Here is a 23384-nt window from a genome sequence, read left to right on the forward strand (position 1 = left end):
CTATCAGAGGAGGCGAAACTATATGATACATGAAGTAGAAAAAATTGGTGATGAAATTATTATTATTCGATTGAAGGGTGAGCTTGATCATCATAGTACGAATAATATTCGAAATGAGATTGTACCGATGATTAAAAATGGCTCTATCAAAGTGATAGTTTGGAATTTAGAAGATTTACTATTTATGGACAGCTCAGGGATAGGACTAATACTAGGTAGAATGCGAGAATTGGCGCCTATTGATGGACAAACGATTATTGTGAATCCATCTCCTACTATGAGTAAAATCTTTCAGTTTGCAGGTTTAAGTCCATATATCTACAGTGAGTCAGAAATTGAAATAATTTCAAGATTAGGGGGAATCGTCTATGGACAATGAAATTACATTAACGTTTGTTGCCAAAAGTGAAAATGAAGCATTAGCGAGAATGGTAATGTCTAGCTTTATATCTGCTATAGATCCGACGATCGAGGAGCTTTCTGAATTTAAGACCGTTATTTCAGAGGCTGTCACCAATGCTATTGTACATGGCTACGAGGAAGATGGAACTGGCAAGATTGAGATGCATGCTCACAGAACCGATAGAGAGGTAGTAGTTTCGATTGTTGACTATGGGAAAGGAATCAAGGACATTACACAAGCTCGTGAGCCCCTTTATACAACGAAACCTGAGCAAGAGCGTTCAGGAATGGGCTTCACGATTATGGAGAGCTTTAGTGATGATGTAGATATCTACTCTCTTCCTGATAGGGGGACGACTGTAACTATTACGAAGAAATTTGTACCAATTCATGAATCTTGCAGGATAGTCTAATGATCAACAATAAACCAACAATATTACTCACCCAAGAAAAAATGAGAGAGCTCATTGCATTGGCACAGGCAGGCGATAAGTTTGCTAGACAGCAAATGATTGAAGGTAACACAAGGTTGGTTTGGTCCATCGTTCAACGATTTGCTTCGAGGGGAGCGGATCTAGAGGATTTATTTCAGATTGGCTGTATTGGATTAATGAAATCGGTAGACAAGTTCGATCTTTCTTATGAGGTGAAGTTCTCTACTTATGCGGTACCGATGATTATAGGAGAGATACAGCGTTTCTTGCGAGACGATGGAATGGTGAAGATTAGCCGCTCCATCCGAGAGCTAAATTTTAAGATTCGACATGCTACAGACGACTTTTTAAAGGTTCATGAGCGTCAGCCAACGATTCTAGAACTAGCAGCTATTTTAGAAGTGTCTAGAGAGGAAATCGTCATGGCGACAGATGCTCTCCGTGATCCAGCATCCTTGCAGGAGCAACTATATGAGAATGATAGTGGTGATGCATTGACACTAATGGATCAAATGAGAGACGAACGCTCGGAGAAGTCCTTTGACCATATTCCGTTAAGAGAACTAGTGGAAAAATTAGAAAAACGAGAACAGATGATTATTTATTTGCGTTATTACCTAGACTGTACTCAGAGTGATATAGCAGAACGCTTAGGCATATCCCAAGTACAGGTATCACGCTTGGAGAAGAAGATTCTTTCGCAGCTCAAGACTTGGCTTGTTCCTGTGGGAGCTTCTACGAAATCAAAAGCAAAAGATAGGTGATTAACACGAAACCACTGTTCAAAAGCATGTCAGATGCAGAAGCATTTTTGAAAGAAAAGTTTGGAGAGAATGAAACATACGATTTTGGATTGCTCCATACTCATTTATACAAGTTCCCGGTTTTATTGGTCTATATCAATGGACTTATTGACGGCCATTTGTTAACCGATATTTTAACAAGAACACAGAGAGACTATCCTGAGCCCGCTGTGGATGAGCAAGAAATCATGAGACACTATTTTCCTTTCTACTCCATTTCTGAGTATGATGATAAGGAAAAATGGTTAATTGCTTTACTCAGCGGTCAGGTGACCTTTATTCTGAAAAATGGTTCTGTCTATACACTCGATGTCAGAAGCTATCCTGGAAGAAATCCAGAGGAGCCGGATAATGAAAAGGTAGTACGTGGTTCAAGGGATGGCTTCACTGAAAATATTATCCAAAACACAGGACTCATTCGACGGAGGATTAGAGATACAAATCTTCGCTTTGAGATGCATCGTATTTCGAAGCTAAGTCAAATGGATGTAGCGATTTCTTACATTAAAGGTATTGCGAATGATGATAATTTAGACTTGATTCGCAAGCGATTAAAGAAGATTAAGCATGATGGATTTACGATGAGTGATAAGGCGTTGGAGGAATGGCTCTTCAAGCAAGGGTTTCATCCTGTGCCCTTTGTAAGGTTCACAGAGCGACCTGACATAGCTGCGGCACATTTGCTAGAAGGACACATCATTCTAGTGGTAGACACTTCTCCTTCCGTTATCATCGTTCCTACAACCCTATTCCATCATCTGCAGCACGCAGAGGAATATAGACAGGCTCCTGCGATCGGTACCGTTGTTCGGTGGATTCGCTATTTTGGTGTTTTCTTTAGCTTGTTTTTGCTCCCTTTCTGGTATTTGCTAGCCAAGCATCCGGAAATACTCCCGAAAGCATTGGAGTTTTTAGGCCCCAGCGAAAAGAGTTCCATCCCGCTTCTCTTGCAGATTATCTTCGCGGACTTAGGAATAGAGTTTTTGCGACTGGCCGCCATTCATACGCCGACCCCGCTCTCGACTGCAATGGGAATCATAGCCGCTTTAATCATAGGTGACATGGCGGTGAATGTTGGCTTGTTTGTTTCAGAGGTTGTTCTATATACAGCATTAACAGCCATCTTTACATTTGCGATACCTTCCTACGAGATAAGCATTGCAACGAAAATCTTCCGAACGGGGCTATTAATAAGTACTGCAGCTTTTGGGATAAATGGCTTTTTCATCGCTTCGGTTATTTTACTTTGGTACTTATGTAGCGTAAAACCTTTAAATGTGCCTTATTTATGGCCGTTTCTTCCATTTTATCCGATTGCATTTATTCGCACGATTATACGCTTTCCGATGCCGACAAATGCGAAAAGGCCATTTATTACACGAGCACTTGTTCGTAAACGTTCCTAGGTACAATTGCATTTTCCTCCTTTCCTATGGTAAAGTTCTTATAGAATTCATGGAAAAGAGGCGAGATACATGGTTACCGTATCAGAGCATACAATCGATGAAAAAGGTCATCTCGTACTAGGTGGAGTAGATAGCGTAGAGCTTGCCAAAACTTATGGGACACCACTTTTTGTATATGACCTTTCTCTCATTCGAAAAAGAGCACAAGCATTCCTAAATACATTCAAAGAATTGCATGTAGTTGCACAAGTTGCCTATGCGAGTAAAGCATTCTCCAGTGTGGCGATGTATCAGGTGATGAACCAAGAAAATTTATCATTAGATGTCGTTTCGGCTGGAGAGCTTTATACTGCAATAAAGGCTGGCTACCCTGTAGAGCGTATTCATTTTCATGGGAATAATAAAAGCAAGGAAGAATTATTACTAGCACTGGAGCATAACATTGGTTGTATAGTAGTAGATAACTTTTATGAAATAGAGCTGTTACAAGAGCTAACAGCCCAACGAAAGCAACAAGTAAGCATATTACTCCGTGTCACACCAGGAGTAGAGGCACATACACATGACTATATAACGACAGGCCAACAGGATTCGAAATTTGGTTTTGATTTACTGAATGGACAAGCTGACGAAGCATTTAAGCAGGTCTATCAGAATCCATATTTAGAACTTTTAGGTCTCCACTGTCATATTGGGTCTCAAATTTTTGAAACAAGTGGCTTCAAAGTAGCAGCTGAAAAGCTTATCAAAAAAATGATTGAATGGAAAAGTACATACCAGTACACTTGCACCGTTTTAAACCTTGGGGGAGGCTTTGGAATAAAATATACAGAGGAGGATACTCCGCTAGAGCCTTCTGTTTATGTCAAGGAAATGGTTCAGGTAGTGAAGGAACTGGTGGCAAAAACATCTTTTTCGATGCCGGAAATATGGATAGAACCTGGTCGTTCCCTTGTAGGCGATGCAGGAACTTCTTTATATACAATCGGCTCAGAAAAAAAGGTTCCAGACATCCGGAATTACCTATCTGTTGACGGTGGAATGTCAGATAATATTCGCCCCGCGCTATACGGAGCAGTTTATGATGCCATGATTGCAAATAAAATGACAGAAAATAAAGAAATTGAATATACTATTGCAGGTAAGTGCTGTGAATCTGGCGATAAGCTAATTGAAAGCGTCAAGCTTCCAAAGGCTGAACCAGGAGATATTCTTGCGGTATTTTGTACAGGTGCTTATGGCTATTCAATGGCAAGTAATTATAACCGAATTGCAAGACCGGCAGTTGTTTTTGTGGAAGATCAAAAGCATCAATTAGTTGTAAGAAGAGAAACTTTAGAGGATATTGTTCATCTGGATCTTCCTTTTACGATGGAGAGAGGGTGATTTATTTGAAGAAGTTTAATATAATATTATTTCTAATACTTTTTCTTGCGGGAATTGCTTGGGGAGTAGCCTACTGGTTATTTGTCGCCCCGAACGCTGATATTTAGAGCTAGACAACCTAAGTAATTGGTAGTAAAGTTCTTTTAAAGAAATTAAAAGAGGGTTATATACATGTTATATCGCTATAAAAAAGCATATGAGAAAATATCGATGGGTCTATTATCATTCATGCCACAGGAAAAGGACGTAAAAAAATTACTAGAAACAATTCAACAATACGAGTCAAATCCTGACTGGCATTTATTTGTTTGGAAAAAAGGCGAGGATGTTGTAGGGATTATTGGTATCCGCATGGAAAACAATACTGCTATCTTGCAGCATATCTCTGTGAACCCTTCCCATAGAGGAGAAGGAATCGCCAAAAAAATGATCCATTCCTTACCAGCTCAACTACAAAACGCCAAAATCATCCCGGCCGAGCAGGTCCAGGCTTTTTTTGATAAGTGTAAACAGGAAACGGACGAAAATGAAATCTAACAAAAAAAGTTACAAGAGTGCTGAATCTACCGATTTAGCACTCTATTTTTATTTTGGAAGATTACTTTTTACTGAGCCTACAATAGAAACCGTTTGCCGGTGGGAGAAGTGGTCCTTGTATCAAAGCGACTTGATTGCCAGACAGGCGAAGCCGCCCCCATTTTGTCGTTACTCTCAGTTGGAGGTCATTTACTCTCGGATAGCCAACGTATACTCTCGTATAGAGAGACTTTATTCTCGGATAGACCACTTTTACTCTCATTGGAGGGAAATACTCTCGTTCGGGGAAGATTTACTCTCGGATAGCCGCCATTTATTCTCACTCAGAAACGGTTGCCCGCATGCCAAAAGTAGAAGTGGTTCATATATCGAAGCAACTCGATTGCCAGACAGGCGAAGCCGCCCCCATTTTGTCGTTACTCTCAGTTGGAGGTCATTTACTCTCGGATAGCCAACGTATACTCTCGTATAGAGAGACTTTATTCTCGGATAGACCACTTTTACTCTCATTGGAGGGAAATACTCTCGTTCGGGGAAGATTTACTCTCGGATAGCGCCCATTTATTCTCAGTCAGAAACGGCAAAACGCTTGCCAGCAGGAGAAGGGGCCCATGTATCAAAGCAACTCGATTGCCAAACAGGCGAAGCCGCCCCCATTTTGTCGTTACTCTCAGTTGGGGATCAGTTACTCTCGGATAGCCAACGCATACTCTCGTATAGAGAGACTTTATTCTCGGATAGCCCACTTTTACTCTCATTCGAGGGGAATACTCTCGTTCAGGGGAGATTTACTCTCGGAAAGCGCCCATTTATTCTCAGTCAGAAATGGTGGATCGCTTGCCAGCTAGAAAAGCAATTCATGGTGACAAACTCCAAGCCCCCAAACATAAAAAGAGTCCTACAAATTCCGCTTGCCATTAGGAATTCATAGGACTCTTTATTTATCCCGCATTAAGGGCCAGTAAGACTCCCACTTCAAGATGGCAAAAGAAATGAGACAGCTAAGTGGGAGATCAACTGTCCCTAAAAGCCCGATTGGTTCAACTAATGATTGGTGGGGGATGAAAGAACCACCCACCCAATCAAAGTTTCACTTTATATGTACATATTACTTGACCGGTTCTCTTTTTCTGTAAACGGCTTTCCCATGACCCTACTCGCTTCGTCTTTTTTTCTGTTTTTCTCGTTCTGCTAGTATTTCAGAGCGGTCTCGGAGCATATGCTTATGAGTAAGATATTCCGTATCTAGTAGAGTTAGCTCTTCCTGTGCGATAAGCTGCTCTAGCTCTTGATCTTTTATTGGCAGAAGAAAGTGTTGAAAGGCATCCTGTCTTTCAATGGCGGACAAGGATTGCTGCGCCTTTTCTATTAGTTCAGGAAAGTCGATGTACTGGTCAAAGGGTGATAAGGAGATTTTCTCCATACGTTGGATAAAGGTTTTCATCGTCTTTCTAGCCCCGGCAAAGTTACCTCTTCGCCAATGGTACATGGAGGTAGAAAGGAGAACGAACACCGCTGCCGGATGTTCCTTGTTTCCGGGGGCAACCTCCTTCCAATACTCCTCTAAAAGCTCGTGACATTCAAAATAATCGAAGGTTCTATTAAACTCTTTTATAAACTGAATAAAATTGGGATGTAATGTAGGGTGCAATAAGCTCACCTTTCCTCTATAATAATGATTAAAAATGAATTTTAGGTGGAGTTTTATGTCTTATGAAGTAAAAACGGAAGCTTTTGAGGGCCCGCTTGATTTATTATTGCACTTAATCAATCGTTTGGAAATAGATATCTATGATATAAAGATGGCAGAAATCACGACGCAATATATGGAGCACATACACGCAATGAGTGTATTAGAGCTGAATGAGGCAAGTGAGTATCTAGTAATGGCGGCGACCCTATTATCCATTAAAAGCAAAATGCTCTTACCGATTCATCAGGATGAGGATATGGACGCCGACTTTGATATCCCTTATGAGGATCCAAGGGACGAGTTAGTGCAAAAGCTGATAGAATACAAGAAATATAAAGAGGCAGCGGAGAATCTACAGGAGCTGGAAGGAAATAGAAGTCTTTTCTTTACAAAGGCGCCGACAGATCTTAGTGAATACCAGTCTAGTCAGCAGCTTGCTTTATTCGAGTTAGATGTAAATGTCTATGATATGCTTGGTGCGTTCCAAAAAATGCTTAGAAGAAAGCAGCTTAGCGCCCCTTTACATACAAGAGTTAGTAGACAGGAAGTATCGATAAAAGAGCAAATGCATAATGTAGTAACTACTCTTCAAAAGCACAATGGTAGATTATCCTTCTATGATTTATTTCCGACGAGAGATAAAACAACCATTGTCACTACTTTTCTTGCATTACTAGAGTTGATAAAACGTAAAGTAGTACAAGTAGAACAACAGCATAATTTTGAAGAGCTAGTAGTAGAGTTAGGAAAGGAAATAGATTTTGATGACACGTTTGAAGAGTAAGATTGAGAGCCTCCTATTTGTAACTGGAGAGGATGGTTTAACGAAAAAACAGCTTGCATTTTTGACCGACAGCACGGAGGCGGAAATCGCAGAAGCACTTGATCAGATGATGATGGAATATGAGGATGATGAAACGAGGGGGATACAGCTAAAGCAGCTAGCTGGCACTTATCAGCTGGTGACAAAGGAAGAAAATATTGAGTACCTTCAAAAGCTGGTGGAGAATCCGACAGTACAATCATTATCCCAGGCGTCTCTGGAAGTCTTGGCCATCATTGCATATAAGCAGCCTATTACAAGGGTAGAGATAGAGGACATTCGAGGAGTGAAGTCTGAACGTCCGATCCATACACTTTCAGCGAAGGGACTGGTTCAAGAGGTTGGACGCGCAGAGGGAACAGGGAGAGCTATTTTATACGGTACGACAAACGAATTTCTTCAGTATTTTGGTCTGAAGGATTTACACTCATTACCTCCACTTCCAGAGGATATTGAGGTAGACGAGATGGATGACACGGATTTATTTATGACGAAGTTTCAAGAAACCTTTGAGGGATGAAATAAATTACAAAGGAGTATTGGCAATTTATAAAAAGTCTTTTATCTTATTCATCTTATTTTTGTTGGTCTGGAACATTCAGCCTGCGGAAGCTTCTAGCTCCTATGCAGTGATTGATGCAAAAACCGGCAGACTGCTTATTGGTAGCAACGCCGAGCAAGAGCTTCCAATCGCAAGCCTAACAAAGGTTTGGACAGCACTAACTGTACTGGACAACGCAGAATTAGACGAGTTAGTCACCATTTCTCAAGCAGCCTCTGTGCAGGAGGGGTCCTCCCTCTATTTGAAGCCAGGAGAGCAATGGACAGTCGGTTCTTTATTGCATGGACTGATGCTGCAATCCGGCAATGATGCAGCTTATGCACTCGCAGAGCATACTGGCGGGTCAATAGAAGGGTTCGTTCAACTGATGAATGAAAAAATGGAAATCGCCAATCTGGAGAAATCCCATTTTACAAATCCTTCTGGATTACATCACGATGATCATTATGCTTCGGCGAAGGACATGGCGAATATGTTTCGATTAGCGCTAAAAAATGAGGATTTTGTGAAGATTTCTTCTGCGAAAACCTATGTGCCGAAAGAAAGGTCCGTGAAATGGAGAAATAAGCATAAGCTTATGCATTTTAACCAAAATACCATAGCGGGCAAGACAGGTTACACGAAGAGAGCAGGCAGGACCCTTGTCACCTACTTGAAGGAAAAGGATAAGGAAGTAATTGTGGTGACCCTGAACCACTCGAATGATTGGGCTACGCATGTTTCATTGGCTGAGCAAGTGTTTGATACATATGAGACTGTAAAGGTTGTGAGCAAGGGGAAATACCGCCTTTTCCAGAAGGATGTCATCAAGGTAGAGCAAGACCATTATTTATTAATCAATAAAGAGGAAAAAGAAAAGCTGAAGAATGTGCTGATTATTCCAAGAAAGGGTAAGGAAAGCCGTCCATATCTCTGGAAGATAATGATTGACAATGAGCCGGCACTCCAATTTAATGTAAAAAAAATCAAGTAAAATAGGTAGGAGACAGTTTTTATAAAAGACTGTCTTCTTTTATTTTTTCGGGAAGTGTGACATAATTCACTCAGGATGATTGGAAAGAATGGACGAGGTGAATTACTTGGAAAGATTACAAAAAGTATTAGCACATGCTGGAGTGGCATCACGCAGAAAAGCAGAGGAGCTAATTTTACAAGGTAAAGTGTCAGTTAACGGGAAAGTAGTAACGGAGCTAGGTACAAAGGTGTCAAACTCTGATATCGTGGAGGTAGAAGGGGTAAAATTGGAGAAAGAGCAGAAGGTATACTATTTACTCTACAAGCCTAGAGGAGTTATTTCTGCTGTCAGTGATGACAAGGGGAGAAAAACGGTAACGGATCTTCTTCCTCACGTGACTGAGCGCTTATACCCAGTAGGAAGGCTCGATTACGATACTTCTGGACTTTTATTGCTTACAAACGATGGAGATTTTTCTTATGCACTAACACACCCAAAGTTTAAAGTGGATAAGACGTACGTTGCGCGTGTAAAAGGAATTCCTTTAAAGGAGCAGCTGAGAAAGCTGGAAAGAGGGATCATGCTAGAGGATGGGAAGACTGCGCCTGCAAGAGTGAAACTATTATCTAGCGAAAAGAAGACAGATAAGGCCATTGTGGAAATTACCATACATGAGGGACGAAACAGGCAAGTTAGAAGAATGTTTGATGCAATTGGACACCCTGTACAAAAGCTAAAACGCGAAAAATTTGGTTTCTTAACGCTTCATGGCTTGAATGCTGGTGAATGGAGAGAGTTAACGACTCATGAAGTAAAACAGCTTCGTGTATTAGCGGAAACGGGAAAAATAGGGAAATAGGCTAAAAAGTTCACAAACCCTTCATATGTATATCTCAATTTCCATAGAATTATTTGGTATAATATTGACGGTATGTTTAAAAAGGGGGGGTAATTAGTATGGCTCAATCAAAAAAACAACGCTTTTATATACGAACAGTTATTTTAGTGCTTTTAGCATCTGCCATTATATTTACAGTTGTTACGAATGTAACGAAAGAAAAGAATGCTGTTTTAAAGGTTGGAGATCAAGCTCCTGATTTTGTGTTAACAGATATGAACGGAGAGCAGCACCGTCTGTCAGATTATAAAGGACAAGGTATTTTCTTAAATTTCTGGGGCACATGGTGTAAGCCATGTGCGAAAGAAATGCCTGCGATGGACAACCAATACAAAATTTATAAAGACCAAGGGGTACAAACCCTTGCGGTGAACATTGCAGAATCTGATTTGAAGGTTAATAGCTTTGCAAAAAGATATGATTTATCTTTTCCAATTGCAATCGATCACAATAAAAGCGTGAAGGAATCCTATAATATCGACCCTCTTCCTACAACTTTTCTCATAAACCCAGAAGGGAAAATTGTGAAGATTATTAAAGGGGAAATGACGGAAGAAGATATCGCGAATTTTATGGAAGAAATTAAACCTTCATGAAGGAGTTCTTTTAAATGGAAAAGATACAATGTGAATGCGGGCATATCAATCCAGTCGGCACAGAGCTATGTGAAAGCTGCGGACGTCCTTTAAGTCAGGAAACGAAGCAAAAAAAGCTTGTGGATATGAGATATGAAGGGTCTGCACGACGTTCCCAAACTTACAATAAAACAATTATCGATAAGATTTGGAACTTTTTCTCTAGCGTTAAGGTTGGTATGTGGATTATTGTAGCTATTTTAATTGCAGCTGCCATTGGTACGATCCTGCCACAGGTATTCTATGTCCCTGCAACAAACGAAGCAGACATTGCTGCTTACTATGAAAGAGTTTATGGGATATTTGGAACGATCTATTATGAGCTTGGCTTGTCAGATTTATATAGCTCTTGGTGGTTCCAGATTTTAGTTGGAATGCTTGGAATCTCTTTAGTAATTGCTAGTTTAGACCGTGTGATTCCTTTATATAAATCTTTAAAGAAACAAAAAACTAAACGCCATATAAGCTTCTTGAAGCGCCAACGTATTTATGGAATCGGAGCAATTGAAAATCCAGAAAATTCTCTATCAAAAGCAGAAGAAAAGCTAAAATCCATGCGTTATAAAGTGAAGCGAGAAGGCACTGCTATCTTAGCGGAGAAGGGCCGATTCTCACGTTGGGGTCCATACGTGAACCACCTAGGTTTGATCATATTCTTAGGAGGAGTTATGCTTAGAGCTTTTCCTGGCTTTTATGTGGATGAAAGTATGTGGATTAGAGAAGGGGAAACACTCTATATTCCTGAAACGGATGGATATTATCTAGAAAATAAGGGTTTTATTTATGAGACGTATTCAAAGGACGAATCTTCCGAGGTGTTTGGAGAAGCTATTGACCGAGTAGGTACGATTGCCTCTAACTATCAAACAGATGCTATCCTTTACAAGGGACCAGAAGATTCCCTTCCTAGCAATTCGAAAGAGCTTACATTTGAAAAAGAGTACTCTATACAAGTAAATAAACCACTAAAATTTGATAACTTCTCTGTCTTTCAAATGGATTTCCGTCTAGATGAATTAAAGTCTATGACATTCCAGCTACAAGATAAAGAAACTGCTCAGTCCTATGGGGAATTTACAATTGACCTTGCAAATCCACAGCCAATGTATGAGCTAGAAGAAGGCTATAAGGTGGAAATTGTAGATTATTATGCTGACTTCACAGGATTCGAAGATGGAGAGCCACAATCACAATCTCCTGTACCGAACAATCCAGCATTTTTGGTCAAAATGTATACACCTGAATTCCCAAAAGGAGAGACTAGCTTTGTCATGATTCAAGAAACGCTAGAGCCCCTTGGAGAAAATAAGCATAAGATTGCATTCCAAAGCGTAGAAACACGAGATGTTTCGGGTCTTACGATTCGTAAAGATTTAACACTTCCGATCCTTGCTTTAGGTGGTTTAATCTTCATGATTGGGGTAGTACAAGGCTCTTATTGGAACCACCGACGTATCTGGCTTCAGGTTTTAGAAAATGGTCAAATTGCGATTGCAGCTCATACCAATAAAAACTGGCTAAGCGTGAAGAGAGATATAGATGAGGTTTCCAAGGTTACGGAACTTCCACCATATGAAGACCAACAGGATGAAGATGCTAAAGAGGAAAAAATGGAAGGGGAAAATGAAAAATGACAATGGTATCTTTAAGTAGTTCCTTATTATTCGTGGCATTCGTTGCTTATCTATTGGGAACCATATTATTCGGGGGAGCTGTTAAAAGCTCTAGCTCCTCTGACAATAAGTCCTTTGATAGATGGGGCAAAGCTGCTATAACAATTACAATCATCGGATTTATAAGTAATTTAGGTTATTTTATTACTCGTTGGATAGCAGCTGGGCATGCTCCTGTTAGTAATCTATTTGAATTTACAACTGCTTTCGGCATGATGATTGTAGGAGCATTTATACTTATTTACTTTATTTATAAAACACCTGCACTTGGGCTGTTTGCGTTGCCAATCGCAGTGCTCATTATTGCTTATGCAACGATGTTCCCAACAGAAATCTCACCGCTTATTCCAGCGTTAAATAGTCATTGGCTAACAATCCATGTTATCACAGCTGCAATGGGCGAGGCTATTTTAGCGATTAGTGCGGTTGCAGGACTTGTATGGCTATTAAAAAACATCGATTTAACAAAGCCATCTAAACAACGCTTTTGGATAGAAGCGGTTATGTATCTACTAATTGTAGTAGTAGGGTTTGTCGTTTCCACTATTACCTTTGCTATTGTCGGTTATGAGGCAGAGTTCTCTTATATTAGTAAGGAAGAGACGCAAGAAACAATCGTTTACCATATGCCACCGCTTTTTGGTATGAATGAGTCGGAGGCTATCACAGAGGGTGTCATGGAACCATTCGTGGAAACACCACCGATTGTGAACGCTAAAAAGCTGACAACGGTTGTTTGGTCTTTAATCTTTGGTACAATCATTTATATCGCTTTACGATTAATCCTTCGTAAACGTGTGGCTGCTGTCTTACAGCCTCTTGCGAAAAAATCTAATTCTCAGCTAATGGATGAGATAGGCTATCGTTCCGTATTAATCGGCTTCCCTGTTTTTACATTAGGAGCGCTGATTTTTGCGATGATCTGGGCACACGAGGCGTGGGCACGCTTCTGGGGCTGGGATCCAAAAGAGGTATGGGCATTAATCACTTGGTTATTCTACGCTGTCTTCTTACACCTTCGCCTCACAAAGGGCTGGGATGGAGAAAAATCAGCATGGCTTGCATTGATCGGTTTTATTATCATTATGTTTAACCTAATTGCAGTAAACCTAATAATTGCTGGCTTACATTCTTATGCGTAAATAACTGCTGGTTAAATAGCCGAGGTCAATGATGACTTCGGCTATTTTTATAGGATAAAATTTGTTCGAATACATATACGATAAAAAAGAATTATGATATAAAAAATATATACATAAATATCAGCTAGTTTGTAGAAGGAAGAATAAAGGGGAGTACGCTAGTTATATGGCGATATATATCGAAACTTGCTACTCTGTTAGAAAGTTTTAGAGCTAATAATCCATCATTGTCACTGTTTTGCTGCAATAAGGCGGAAGAGAAACTGTGATGAACTTGGAACAATTAAACTTAGAGTCTAGGTTATGCGATAATATAGCGATAGAATAAAAGGCAAACCATCAAAAACGATTATCAAAATAAGATGTTAGTTTGATGCTTTTCTTCCAATTTGCATCTAGTAATTGTACAATATGAATGATAAGTAAGTAGATAGAAGGGTATGATAATAAAATGTCAGATATGATAAAGCTTTTAGTAGTAGATGATGAAGAACGTATCCGTCGATTATTAAAAATGTATTTAGAGCGAGAAGGATATATTGTCGAAGAAGCTGAGAATGGGAAGATTGCCTTACAGCTTGCATTAGAAAATGAATATAACTGTATCCTCTTAGATATTATGATGCCCGAAAAAGATGGTATAGAAGTAATAACAGAATTACGTGAGCATAAAGATACGCCAGTGATTCTTCTAACTGCAAAGGGAGAAGAGTCAAATAGGGTAGAAGGATTTGAGCTTGGTGCGGACGATTATATCGTAAAACCGTTCAGTCCTAGAGAGGTTGTCCTTCGTGTGAAGGCGTTATTAAAACGATCCTCTGCTTATTCAGCTGCTCAAGGAGTGTCGATTTCGAAGGATATTGTGGTGTTTCCACATTTGACGATTGATCATGATGCACATAGAGTAACTGCTGATGGGATTGAGGTAAGCTTAACACCTAAAGAGTATGAGCTTTTATATTTCCTTGCAAAATCTCCAGATAAGGTATTCGATCGTGAACACTTACTAAAAGAGGTTTGGCATTATGATTTCTTTGGTGATTTACGTACAGTGGATACGCATGTCAAACGGTTACGAGAAAAGCTTAACAGAGTCTCAGAGAAGGCTGCAAAGATGATTGTCACCGTATGGGGCGTTGGCTATAAATTTGAGGTAGCCAATGAATAGAATCTGGAATAGTGTAGTCGGGAAGCTGTGGGGAACCATTTTGCTTCTCGTTTTATTTGTACTGTTCATTGTGACTGTTTTAATGTTAGAGTTTTTAGAGGATTTCCATACCGAGCAAGCAGAAGAAATTCTACGTCAGGAGGCTGCCACTATCGGTAAAATTGTGGAACAGCACGACGACGTAGAGTCATCTATTGATATTATTGAAGATATATTAGGTACAGAAACAAATACACTAATCGTCCGGAATGCCGATTCAGTCTTTCTTTCTGTACACGATGGACTTCATAAGGAAGTCATAACAGAAAAAATTCTAAATGACAAAGAACTTTCCAAAATTTACACATCTAATGATACAATTATTAGGAAAATGCTGATGCCCTCGATGATGGAGGAGGAACGGATGGAGAATTATATTATTCTCGCATTTCCTCTAGAATCGGACAAAGAAAACCATGGAGCTGTCTTCATTTATCAAAGCTTAGATGTCGTGGACAAAACATCCAATAGCACGGCTAAAATTGTATTTTTATCTGGTTTTATTGCCTTGTTACTTACAACCTTGCTGACGTTCTTCCTTTCCTCAAGAATTACGTCTCCTCTGAGATCTATGCGTCTAGCGGCTTTAGAGCTTGCAAAGGGCAACTTTGAAACAAAGGTACCGATTGTTCAAAGAGACGAGATTGGCGAGCTTGGAGCAGCGTTTAACAGGATGGGTAGACACCTAAAGCACCATGTAGAGCTTATTAATCAAGAAAAAGAGCAGTTATCGAATATTCTCACCTCGATGACGGATGCTGTACTCACATTCAATAAGGACTACCAAGTATTGGTGAGTAACCCGCAAGCGGATGAACTGCTACAAAAATGGTACGAAAACAAAAAGCTAACTGGCGATTCAGATATCCCAGCGGAATTACAGCATCTATTAGAGCATGTATTCCATGAAGAAGAAGAAATAGAGGAAGAGGTAGAAATTAAAGGCTATTATTTCTCTGTATCTATTAGTTTGCTATACAGTAACGAGTCGATTCGCGGTGCGGTGGTCGTAATGCGAGATATGACAGAACAGCACAGGCTGGATAAAATGCGGTCGGATTTCATTGCCAACGTCTCTCATGAGCTAAGAACTCCGATATCCTTACTGCAGGGATATAGCGAAGCAATTCTGGATGATATGGTGACATCAGAGGAAGAGAAAAACGAAATGATCCGTATTATTAACGATGAATCAAATCGTATGGGAAGACTCGTAACAGAGCTTCTAGATTTAGCTAGACTTGAGTCGGGCTATTTAAGCATCTACAAAGAAGATGTTTTCATTATCCCGACAATTGAACGCATCACGCAAAAATTCGAAAAAATTGCAAAAGAAAAACAGATTCAACTAAGTTTGCAATATTCCACCAATCCAAGTCTGTTGCTAAAGATAGATGAAGATCGGATGGAGCAGGTATTGACTAACTTAATTGATAATGCACTAAGACATACGCCTGAGCATGGGTCTGTCACAGTGCATGTGGAACAGCTAGAAAAGCATTTAACCATATCGGTTGCAGATACGGGCTATGGAATTCCTAAGGAAGACCTTCCGTATGTATTTGAACGCTTTTATAAAGCAGACAAAGCTCGAACTAGAGGAAAAGGTGGTACAGGACTAGGTCTTGCGATTGCCAAGAATATTGTGGAGCGACATGAAGGACATCTGTCAGTGGAAAGCACAGTTGGAGAGGGTACTACATTTTTTATAAAGCTACCCTTAACTAATGTAACAAATCAGTAGATAGAACGACTAATATATTGAACGGGGGGAGCATATGAATGACTCCGTTTTCCATCACTTGTATGATCATTATCATCAAGATGTATTTCAGTTTCTGATTTACTTGGTAAAAAACAGACAAACTGCGGAAGACTTGGTTCAAGAAGTGTATGTTCGTGTTCTAAAAGCTTATAGCAAATTTGAAGGGAAAAGCTCAGAAAAAACCTGGCTTTTCTCTATCGCTAAAAATGTGGCGATTGATCATTTCCGGAAGCAAAGCGTTCGGAAAAAAAGGGCATTTGATTCATTTGATTGGGAAACGATGCAGCTGAGCTCTCCAGATATGCTTCCAGAGGATTTAGTCGTGTTAAGCGATGAGATGAGAGCTATGCTAAAAGCATTAGATACTTGCACGGGAGATCAAAAGCTTGTGGTAATCATGAGATACTTTCAAGATTTATCCATCTCAGAAACAGCACAAGTGCTAGAGTGGTCGGAGGGTAAGGTGAAAACCACCCAGCACCGTGCAATTAAAGCACTTCGCGAACGATTAACTGTCAAAGAAAAGGAGGGGTATATTCAACCATGACCAAAGATAAAGAGAATACTGAGTTGGATGAACTGCTACGTAGCATGCCCAAATTTTACGACATTCGCTCGAAAGAGGAAGTGCTTCATCGTCTCCTTCAGGATTTGGAAGCTGATGAGAAAGCTAAAGACGTAGGTAAAGGAATGCCACGCGGGACAGCAAGGTGGATGCCTATACTCGTTTCCATTGCCTCCGTTTTCCTATTAGCCGTATTGGTTCCATCCTTTATGGACAATGCGCAACAGGAGTCATCTTCGGACTTGGTAAAGGATTCTCCAGCCTTGGAGAATAAAGAAATGCAACAAGATCCTTCGGGGGAATCTGAAATTAGTATTACATCAGTTCCACCAGAGGACCAAACGAAGATGATGGGATTTGATGAAACCTTGAATCTCTATAAGCTAGAGAGTTCTAGTGCTATATATGAGGAAGATTTAAATGGTGGTACTGCCTTTCATTTTTCCTTTTTAGAAAATGCGATGTCTGTTCCGGTGACCATCATTATTCCACAGGATCAGATAGTGGCAGACTTCCCAAGCATGGAGCCAAGCAGCCTAGACTTATATAACCAATATGCAGGAAGAATAGACGAAGCTGCGTTGGCCTTTGATGACTATCATCCTTACAAAGGTTATTTTTTCGCAGAAGGTGATACGCTAGTGCATCACTTACCTGCTGACCATGGCTACGATATGGCTTCAGGTACAACGGTTCCATACCTGTCTTCCATCAATGAAATATTTGTTGATTTTGCTCAGCTAAAAAGAGTGAATGAAGATGGGACTCCTATCGAGTGGGACCAAGTGGGTCTGCTCAGCGAACCAACCCCTTTAACGGGACAGTATCCAAGACAAGCATACTACGTATATGAAGCGACAAACGGCGAAACTTATCTAGCTCCAACTGTGAATTTTTATGAAAATGCGGAGCAAGCACTTTTCGCTTTGAACGAGCCTCAAGGAAATTTATACAGCTCACCTATACCAAATGACGTTACCTTTCAGTATACAGAGCAAAAAACCAATGGAATTATAACTTTTGATAAGCCGCTTGACCTCAGTAAAATGGACGAGGGAGAAGCAAATAGATTAATCGATGCTCTAACACTTACTGCCGGTAGCTTTGGGTTAAATATAAAGCTAGAGAACGTAGTGCAAACCTCTTGGGATCAATACGATTTCACAGATGTCCTTCCCAGACCTGTTGGCCCAAACGGTTATATGATGGAAAATTAAAAAAGTCGAATTCGAGTCCGCTCGAATTCGGCTTTTTTTGGTTGGGTGGTAGGTAGGGGGAGGGTTGGAGACGCGAAGATAGCGATAAATAGAACAAGGGGCTTCTAATTGGGAATTTAAAGGAAGTACTTGCGGTAATCTCGTCATTACTTGCGGTTGTGATGCTGTTACTTGCGCTGGGACGCTACTTACATGCGATAGCGGCTTCGTTACTTGCGATTTTGGTCAGTTTACTTGCGGTGGCAATTAATAAGTGGAATTTATTGGTGATAAATACATTTTATTTGTTAAATAAAGGGAATAATTGGTTTTAGTTTGAAGGTGGATAACAAAGAATGACTTGAAATTGGAAGAGAAATAGGAATACGTGCGCTGGTGATGATCTTAGTCACGCTCACTGATGGAATAGTCGCCCTCGAGGGTAGTTTAGTCGCTTTCACCATCCATTTAGTCGCTTTCGTGAGGTGGTTAGTCACTTTTATCGCCCATTTAATCACTAAAAGGAATTTATTGGCCCCGGTTAGAAGGAAATATTTGCGATAGACTCAGAGGTTAGTTGCGATTATGAGTGATTTAGTTGCACTTTTAGATAATTTAGTTGCGGTAGCCCACTAGTTAGTTGCAAAACGGAAGTAAATGGAAAAAATCGAAGTCACACGTTAAATACGAGAGCTGTATGGATAATACTTGCATACCTACAGAATTTTCTTCCAGTTAGCCGGTGGTTACATACGATACTCGATCCAAGACAGGCGATGTACTGGGCATGCGCTTAACCAAACTTAACAATCCGTCTAAACGGTTTCACTAGTTGAAATAGAAATAGGTCCATACAATAAGTCGTAAGCTAGTTCTATTGCAATAAGGTTAAAATTTTGTTAAAATATTCATGATTCAAGTATGAATCGACAACAAAATAATATGATTCATCTTCGGGGCAGGGTGAAATTCCCGATCGGCGGTAGTAGAAGGAAACTTCTTGAGCCCGCGAGCCGTAAATGGCAGGATTTGGTCAAATTCCAAAGCCGACAGTATAGTCTGGATGGGAGAAGGTGAAGGTGCAGTCGTTTTTCGTATTTTACTCATACGGATACGCTTATTTAAGTGTACCTTTTAACTCCCTTAAGTGCTCGTTACTTAAGGGATTTTTCGTGAGGAAATACTAAACGTGCTGAACCTTTCTTCTTGTGGAGTGAATCGCAAAAGGAGAGAGGATTTATGAAGAAGAACAAGACGCGAATGCTTATTGCAATCGCCATGCTAAGTAGCTTGTCCTTTGTTTTAATGCTACTTGCATTTCCGTTACCAGTGTTACCTGCATACTTAAAGGTAGACTTTAGTGACATTCCTGCATTAATTGCAGCTATTACGATGGGACCTGTAGCAGGAATAGTAGTAGCGTTTTTGAAAAACGTCCTGGATTGGCTGTTTTCTGGCAGTCCAACAGGAGTACCAGTAGGACACATTGCAAACTTTGTCACTAGTATTCTATTTGTTACACCAGTATATTTAATTTACCGTAAGGTTGCTTCCTCTAAAGGAATTGCTTATGGACTGGTGGCAGGAACAATTACAATGGCAATTGGAATGAGCTTGCTTAATTATTTAGTGTTCTTACCAATGTATACGTACTTCTTAAATTTCCCGATGGAAACAGGGACAGCATTATTTAATACAATCATTTTCGGTATTCTGCCGTTTAATCTTATAAAAGGTATTCTTGTGACTACGGTCATGATTGTACTGTTTAAGCGTATGAAGCCTTTATTAGATAGGGTAACGCATACATTTAAAACTGCATAATATTTAATAAGCTGTAGGGGCGATTATTACGCTTCTACAGCTTTTTTATTTAGCAATTTTTATATTATTGCTTTTTCTTTAATACATCAGTATATGAATTATTTTGAATGATGTCTTTATGATTAAATTATGTATATATATCGTTCATCACCAAAAAGCTGGGGTTGACCTATAAGTCAACTTGATCAGCTTTCACTAGAAAGAGATGAATTAATAAATATGCTAGAGGGAGAAAGGGAAGCATTTGAGTTAGAGACAAATCAGCAGTTAAGCAAGGATTATTCAATCATCCACACTCAAGTAATAGAACCGGTCGGAGTAATAGTGGGAACGATATTTTCGTTTTTTCATGAGTATATAAGGTAGACTCAGCAACTACTCTGATATTGGTCTCTTTAGATCTTTCTTATATTTTATTGTTAAAATATTTGCATGTTAGTACAATGAAATTACGGGTTAAAAAGAACAGAAGTCCACTAATTAAGCAAACGTTAAAAGAAATTTGTGAGGAATTACTATGTTTGAATTTAAATTTTTAGATAAGAGAGTCCAAAGAACAAGATCAGATTTATATAATGCATTTTTTGAATTGTTAAAGCAACGAAAATATGAACAAATAACAGTCAAAGACATAGTCGAGCTTGCTGGTTATAGTAGGGGAGTGTTTTATACACATTATAAACATAAAGAAGAGCTATTAGATGAAATTATAGATCACCTATTTCATGAAGCGAAAAAAGCACAAAGAATCCCGTATGAAAATACGGATAGTATTAACATTAAAGAGCTAGTAAATGAACCAATATATATGCTGACTCATTTCAAGGAATATGGGGAGTATTATCAAATTCTATTAAGAGAAAATATAAAAGGTCCGTTCAGCATTCAATTAACGAATGAGATGATAACTACCTATTTAAAGGACTTTAAAATGGATCTGCCAAGTGAAGATAAAACTATTAATGATATGTTAAATAGATATTATGCATATGGATTAATGGGGTTGATTATTGAGTGGATTATGGACGATTTCCCTAAAGAACCAGAAGAATTTTCGAATGAACTTGTGAAAGTCTTTCAATATTCACTAGGGAAAATTCAAATTAAATAGTGTTGTGGGACTAGGATTACTGTATAAATAGACAACATAAGGGCTGTAGATTCACGTATCTGGCAGCCCTTATGATATTTAGAGAATTCTATTTAGAATAATGTTTTAAGAAATGCTGAAATTATTGTGCTGTGGTTCCACCATCAACAACAAATTCAGCGCCGTTTGAATAGCTTGATTCGTCTGATGCTAAATAAAGTACTAAGTTCGTAACTTCCGATTGCTCAGCCATTCGTTTTACCGGAATTTTATCGATAAAAGTTTGGATGACTTTTGCTGTATCTTCATCTAAATATGCTGGATCAGTCATTTTCGTTTTGATTACACCTGGGTGAACAGAATTTACTCGAACGCCATATTCAGCAACTTCAAGTGCAACGGTCTTTGTCATCCCTGTAACAGCGAATTTAGATGCACCGTAAGAAATTCCTGCTTTTGTGCCTCGTAAACCGGAGATGGAAGAAATATTAATAATCGAACCTGATTTATTTTCTTTCATATGAGGTACAACGTGTTTCATCCCTAAAAATACGCCTACTTGATTGATATTTATAACTTTTTGAAATGATTCTAATGTTGTATCTTCAATTAGCCCTGAAGTAGAGATACCAGCATTATTTACTAAAATATCTACTTTGCCAAATGTTTCAATTGTTTTAGCAACTAAGTTTTCCCAAGATGCTTCGTTAGCTACATCTGTAACTACAAAAATTGCATTTTCACCAAGTTCTTTTACGAACTCCTCAGCATTTGAAGTAGCTAAGTCTGCAATCACAACTTTTGCACCTTCTTGAATAAATCGCTTTGCATGACTTGCACCCATTCCTCCTGCGCCACCAGTAATAATGGCAACTTTCCCTTGTAAACGTGTCATTATAGGTTCCCCCTAAATTTGTATGTTGATTCTTTGTGAATCTAATAATTTACTACACCTTCAGTTTAAAGATAGAAATTCATTTCATCAATGTACAAAACTCTTTTAGATGTTACTTATTTAACAGATTTGATTAAAATGTCAAAGAAAATTGTTAGTAATATGATTATTTTTACTTTCTTAACTGATGGTTATTTTGCTATTGAGTAGAAGACATCACAAAATATTGTTCCTTACTTCAGTTACTGCCGTTTAATCTTATTAAAGGTATTCTTGTGACTACGGTCATGATTGTACTGTTCAAACGTATGAAGCCTTTATTAGATAGGGGAACGCATACATTTAAAACTGCATAATATTTAATAAGCTGTAGGGGCGATTATCACGCTTCTACAGCTTTTTTGTTACTGGAAAAATAAAGGATTTAAACAGATATTGTTGAATAAAATTATTATTAACATTTTTAGGTAATAAAATCTTGTAGGGGGAAAGAGATTGAAAAAGTTCGTAATTGGGATTGTATGCTTAGCCGTCATACTTGTCGGTTGCACAGATGAGTCAAAAGCTGACCAGTCGGGCGAAATGGATGAGCTTGAAAAACAAATTGAGCAGCTTACCGAAGAAAAGGATATTCTTTTAAAGACTTTAGAAGAGGAAAGAGAAGCACGCGAGTTAGAGATAGCTCAAGAAGTGAGTTTGGATAATTCGATGATTCTAGCCAAAGACATTGGGGAATACCCAACGACGCTTTTTAAGAAAGCGACATGGGACTTGGATAAGGATGGTGAAGAGGAATTAATCGAACTGTATGTAAATGCCGGTAAATCAGAAAATGGATTATTTGCTTGGGATGATGGGCAGACCTGGTTGTTGGTAGTGAAAGATGGAGAAAATACGTATCCACTTTTTCATGATTATGTTCAGTTAGGTTCCATTCGCTTTACTACGACCACAATGGAAAATAAACCGGCGATTGTGATGGTTCGGACATCCCATTCCGATAAAATAATACAGAAGTTCATCTACGATAAAAAGGAAAACGGATATCAAAAAAATACCTTTTATAAAAAAGAAACTATGTATGATGAATATAACCAGCCTGTATCGTATGCCTTCTTTCAGGATGCATTTAATTTGATGAACATGACTCTTACAACAAATATGCCAATAGTTCAAGAAAAGAAGGGTCCTGAGGAGATTAGTCTGGCTGTGGCACCGATTTTAGCGGATTTTTATGAGGCTCAAGGGATATTGAGGACGGTGATAGAATTAAATCCAACGTTACATGTAACTTTAGAAAACATAATCGATATACTCAGTGACATGGTTTATGACCAACCAACAGCTGAGCAGATGGACCGATTACTATTCTTTCACGATGTGTTCAAAGAAATCAATACAGAGCAATTAATCAATCAAGAGGAAAATCAAATTTATTCAGAAGCCGCCGAGAAACTACGAAAAATTCATTTTATGCCTTGATTAGTATTTTG

The 23384-nt window shown here is 39.1% G+C and carries 22 protein-coding genes and 1 riboswitch; of the genes, 20 read left to right on the plus strand and 2 right to left on the minus strand.

Going from position 1 to position 23384, the window contains the following annotated elements; translation table 11 throughout:
* Nucleotides 1-22: 22 nt before the first annotated feature.
* From AC1ECF_RS11130 to AC1ECF_RS11155, 6 genes are all read left to right on the plus strand, one after another.
* Nucleotides 23-379, plus strand: a complete 357-nt coding sequence (locus AC1ECF_RS11130) for an STAS domain-containing protein (protein WP_480389489.1) — start codon at nt 23-25, stop codon at nt 377-379.
* On the plus strand, nt 369-815 hold the full coding sequence (gene spoIIAB, locus AC1ECF_RS11135) for an anti-sigma F factor (RefSeq protein ID WP_480389490.1): 447 nt from the start codon (nt 369-371) through the stop codon (nt 813-815). Before AC1ECF_RS11130 ends, spoIIAB begins: the two co-directional genes overlap by 11 nt.
* Nucleotides 815-1600: a SigF/SigG family RNA polymerase sporulation sigma factor gene (locus AC1ECF_RS11140; protein ID WP_480389491.1), complete on the plus strand. Its 786-nt coding sequence runs from the start codon at nt 815-817 to the stop codon at nt 1598-1600. The genes spoIIAB and AC1ECF_RS11140 overlap by 1 nt, the downstream gene beginning before the upstream one ends.
* 26 nt (nt 1601-1626) lie before the next feature.
* Nucleotides 1627-3045 (plus strand): spore germination protein, encoded by a 1419-nt coding sequence (locus AC1ECF_RS11145; RefSeq protein WP_480389630.1) that lies wholly within the window; start codon nt 1627-1629, stop codon nt 3043-3045.
* 69 nt (nt 3046-3114) lie between these two features.
* Complete coding sequence (gene lysA, locus AC1ECF_RS11150) at nt 3115-4431, plus strand: diaminopimelate decarboxylase (RefSeq protein WP_480389492.1); 1317 nt, start codon at nt 3115-3117, stop codon at nt 4429-4431.
* Nucleotides 4432-4602: 171 nt separating this feature from the next.
* Nucleotides 4603-4968, plus strand: a complete 366-nt coding sequence (locus AC1ECF_RS11155; RefSeq protein ID WP_480389493.1) for a GNAT family N-acetyltransferase — start codon at nt 4603-4605, stop codon at nt 4966-4968.
* A 1153-nt stretch (nt 4969-6121) separates the two neighbouring features.
* Here the strand turns inward: AC1ECF_RS11155 and AC1ECF_RS11160 are convergent.
* Complete coding sequence (locus AC1ECF_RS11160; RefSeq protein ID WP_480389494.1) at nt 6122-6619, minus strand: DUF309 domain-containing protein; 498 nt, start codon at nt 6617-6619, stop codon at nt 6122-6124.
* 55 nt (nt 6620-6674) lie between these two features.
* Between AC1ECF_RS11160 and AC1ECF_RS11165 the strand changes: the two genes are divergently transcribed.
* The 13 genes from AC1ECF_RS11165 (at nt 6675) to AC1ECF_RS11225 (ending at nt 21017) form a co-directional block, all read left to right on the plus strand.
* Complete coding sequence (locus AC1ECF_RS11165) at nt 6675-7445, plus strand: segregation/condensation protein A (RefSeq protein WP_480389495.1); 771 nt, start codon at nt 6675-6677, stop codon at nt 7443-7445.
* Entirely contained in the window at nt 7426-8004 is a 579-nt protein-coding gene (gene scpB, locus AC1ECF_RS11170) for an SMC-Scp complex subunit ScpB (RefSeq protein ID WP_480389496.1), read from the plus strand. Before AC1ECF_RS11165 ends, scpB begins: the two co-directional genes overlap by 20 nt.
* Before the next feature lie 19 nt (nt 8005-8023).
* A complete protein-coding gene (locus AC1ECF_RS11175; RefSeq protein ID WP_480389497.1) occupies nt 8024-9019 on the plus strand; it encodes a D-alanyl-D-alanine carboxypeptidase family protein in 996 nt (331 codons plus the stop codon).
* A gap of 106 nt (nt 9020-9125) precedes the next feature.
* Entirely contained in the window at nt 9126-9860 is a 735-nt protein-coding gene (locus AC1ECF_RS11180) for a pseudouridine synthase (protein WP_480389631.1), read from the plus strand.
* A 98-nt stretch (nt 9861-9958) separates the two neighbouring features.
* Complete coding sequence (gene resA, locus AC1ECF_RS11185; RefSeq protein WP_480389498.1) at nt 9959-10495, plus strand: thiol-disulfide oxidoreductase ResA; 537 nt, start codon at nt 9959-9961, stop codon at nt 10493-10495.
* Between the two features lie 14 nt (nt 10496-10509).
* Nucleotides 10510-12168, plus strand: coding sequence for a cytochrome c biogenesis protein ResB (gene resB / locus AC1ECF_RS11190; protein WP_480389499.1), 1659 nt, complete (start codon nt 10510-10512; stop codon nt 12166-12168).
* The gene (gene ccsB, locus AC1ECF_RS11195; RefSeq protein ID WP_480389500.1) at nt 12165-13349 is read left to right on the plus strand and encodes a c-type cytochrome biogenesis protein CcsB; all 1185 of its coding nucleotides are present in this window, start codon (nt 12165-12167) and stop codon (nt 13347-13349) included. Before resB ends, ccsB begins: the two co-directional genes overlap by 4 nt.
* A 451-nt stretch (nt 13350-13800) precedes the next feature.
* A complete protein-coding gene (locus AC1ECF_RS11200; protein WP_480389501.1) occupies nt 13801-14517 on the plus strand; it encodes a response regulator transcription factor in 717 nt (238 codons plus the stop codon).
* Entirely contained in the window at nt 14510-16300 is a 1791-nt protein-coding gene (locus tag AC1ECF_RS11205; protein WP_480389502.1) for an ATP-binding protein, read from the plus strand. The genes AC1ECF_RS11200 and AC1ECF_RS11205 overlap by 8 nt, the downstream gene beginning before the upstream one ends.
* A 34-nt stretch (nt 16301-16334) precedes the next feature.
* The gene (gene sigX / locus AC1ECF_RS11210) at nt 16335-16868 is read left to right on the plus strand and encodes an RNA polymerase sigma factor SigX (protein WP_480389503.1); all 534 of its coding nucleotides are present in this window, start codon (nt 16335-16337) and stop codon (nt 16866-16868) included.
* Nucleotides 16865-18103, plus strand: a complete 1239-nt coding sequence (locus AC1ECF_RS11215; RefSeq protein WP_480389504.1) for a hypothetical protein — start codon at nt 16865-16867, stop codon at nt 18101-18103. Before sigX ends, AC1ECF_RS11215 begins: the two co-directional genes overlap by 4 nt.
* Before the next feature lie 924 nt (nt 18104-19027).
* A riboswitch (FMN riboswitch) is annotated at nt 19028-19161 on the plus strand.
* Nucleotides 19162-19321: 160 nt separating this feature from the next.
* Nucleotides 19322-19906 (plus strand): ECF transporter S component, encoded by a 585-nt coding sequence (locus AC1ECF_RS11220; protein ID WP_480389505.1) that lies wholly within the window; start codon nt 19322-19324, stop codon nt 19904-19906.
* A 517-nt stretch (nt 19907-20423) separates the two neighbouring features.
* Nucleotides 20424-21017 (plus strand): TetR/AcrR family transcriptional regulator, encoded by a 594-nt coding sequence (locus AC1ECF_RS11225; RefSeq protein WP_480389506.1) that lies wholly within the window; start codon nt 20424-20426, stop codon nt 21015-21017.
* 121 nt (nt 21018-21138) lie between these two features.
* On the opposite strand, the gene AC1ECF_RS11230 is transcribed toward AC1ECF_RS11225, so the two are convergent.
* Nucleotides 21139-21891 carry an SDR family NAD(P)-dependent oxidoreductase gene (locus AC1ECF_RS11230; protein WP_480389507.1) on the minus strand — a complete coding sequence of 251 codons (753 nt, stop codon included), beginning with the start codon at nt 21889-21891 and terminating at the stop codon, nt 21139-21141.
* Nucleotides 21892-22386: 495 nt separating this feature from the next.
* Between AC1ECF_RS11230 and AC1ECF_RS11235 the strand changes: the two genes are divergently transcribed.
* Complete coding sequence (locus tag AC1ECF_RS11235; RefSeq protein WP_480389508.1) at nt 22387-23373, plus strand: hypothetical protein; 987 nt, start codon at nt 22387-22389, stop codon at nt 23371-23373.
* Nucleotides 23374-23384 lie beyond the last annotated feature (11 nt).

The organism is Psychrobacillus sp. Z3-81 (assembly GCF_056620325.1).

What these genes read in the sequence shown, in the direction of transcription:
- AC1ECF_RS11130 (WP_480389489.1), top strand. Translation starts at nt 23, where the DNA reads ATGATACATGAAGTAGAAAAAATTGGTGATGAAATTATTATTATTCGA.
- spoIIAB (WP_480389490.1), top strand. Translation starts at nt 369, where the DNA reads ATGGACAATGAAATTACATTAACGTTTGTTGCCAAAAGTGAAAATGAA.
- AC1ECF_RS11140 (WP_480389491.1), top strand. Translation starts at nt 815, where the DNA reads ATGATCAACAATAAACCAACAATATTACTCACCCAAGAAAAAATGAGA.
- AC1ECF_RS11145 (WP_480389630.1), top strand. Translation starts at nt 1,627, where the DNA reads ATGTCAGATGCAGAAGCATTTTTGAAAGAAAAGTTTGGAGAGAATGAA.
- lysA (WP_480389492.1), top strand. Translation starts at nt 3,115, where the DNA reads ATGGTTACCGTATCAGAGCATACAATCGATGAAAAAGGTCATCTCGTA.
- AC1ECF_RS11155 (WP_480389493.1), top strand. Translation starts at nt 4,603, where the DNA reads ATGTTATATCGCTATAAAAAAGCATATGAGAAAATATCGATGGGTCTA.
- AC1ECF_RS11165 (WP_480389495.1), top strand. Translation starts at nt 6,675, where the DNA reads ATGTCTTATGAAGTAAAAACGGAAGCTTTTGAGGGCCCGCTTGATTTA.
- scpB (WP_480389496.1), top strand. Translation starts at nt 7,426, where the DNA reads ATGACACGTTTGAAGAGTAAGATTGAGAGCCTCCTATTTGTAACTGGA.
- resA (WP_480389498.1), top strand. Translation starts at nt 9,959, where the DNA reads ATGGCTCAATCAAAAAAACAACGCTTTTATATACGAACAGTTATTTTA.
- resB (WP_480389499.1), top strand. Translation starts at nt 10,510, where the DNA reads ATGGAAAAGATACAATGTGAATGCGGGCATATCAATCCAGTCGGCACA.
- ccsB (WP_480389500.1), top strand. Translation starts at nt 12,165, where the DNA reads ATGACAATGGTATCTTTAAGTAGTTCCTTATTATTCGTGGCATTCGTT.
- AC1ECF_RS11200 (WP_480389501.1), top strand. Translation starts at nt 13,801, where the DNA reads ATGTCAGATATGATAAAGCTTTTAGTAGTAGATGATGAAGAACGTATC.
- AC1ECF_RS11205 (WP_480389502.1), top strand. Translation starts at nt 14,510, where the DNA reads ATGAATAGAATCTGGAATAGTGTAGTCGGGAAGCTGTGGGGAACCATT.
- sigX (WP_480389503.1), top strand. Translation starts at nt 16,335, where the DNA reads ATGAATGACTCCGTTTTCCATCACTTGTATGATCATTATCATCAAGAT.
- AC1ECF_RS11215 (WP_480389504.1), top strand. Translation starts at nt 16,865, where the DNA reads ATGACCAAAGATAAAGAGAATACTGAGTTGGATGAACTGCTACGTAGC.
- AC1ECF_RS11220 (WP_480389505.1), top strand. Translation starts at nt 19,322, where the DNA reads ATGAAGAAGAACAAGACGCGAATGCTTATTGCAATCGCCATGCTAAGT.
- AC1ECF_RS11225 (WP_480389506.1), top strand. Translation starts at nt 20,424, where the DNA reads ATGTTTGAATTTAAATTTTTAGATAAGAGAGTCCAAAGAACAAGATCA.
- AC1ECF_RS11230 (WP_480389507.1), bottom strand. Translation starts at nt 21,891, where the DNA reads ATGACACGTTTACAAGGGAAAGTTGCCATTATTACTGGTGGCGCAGGA.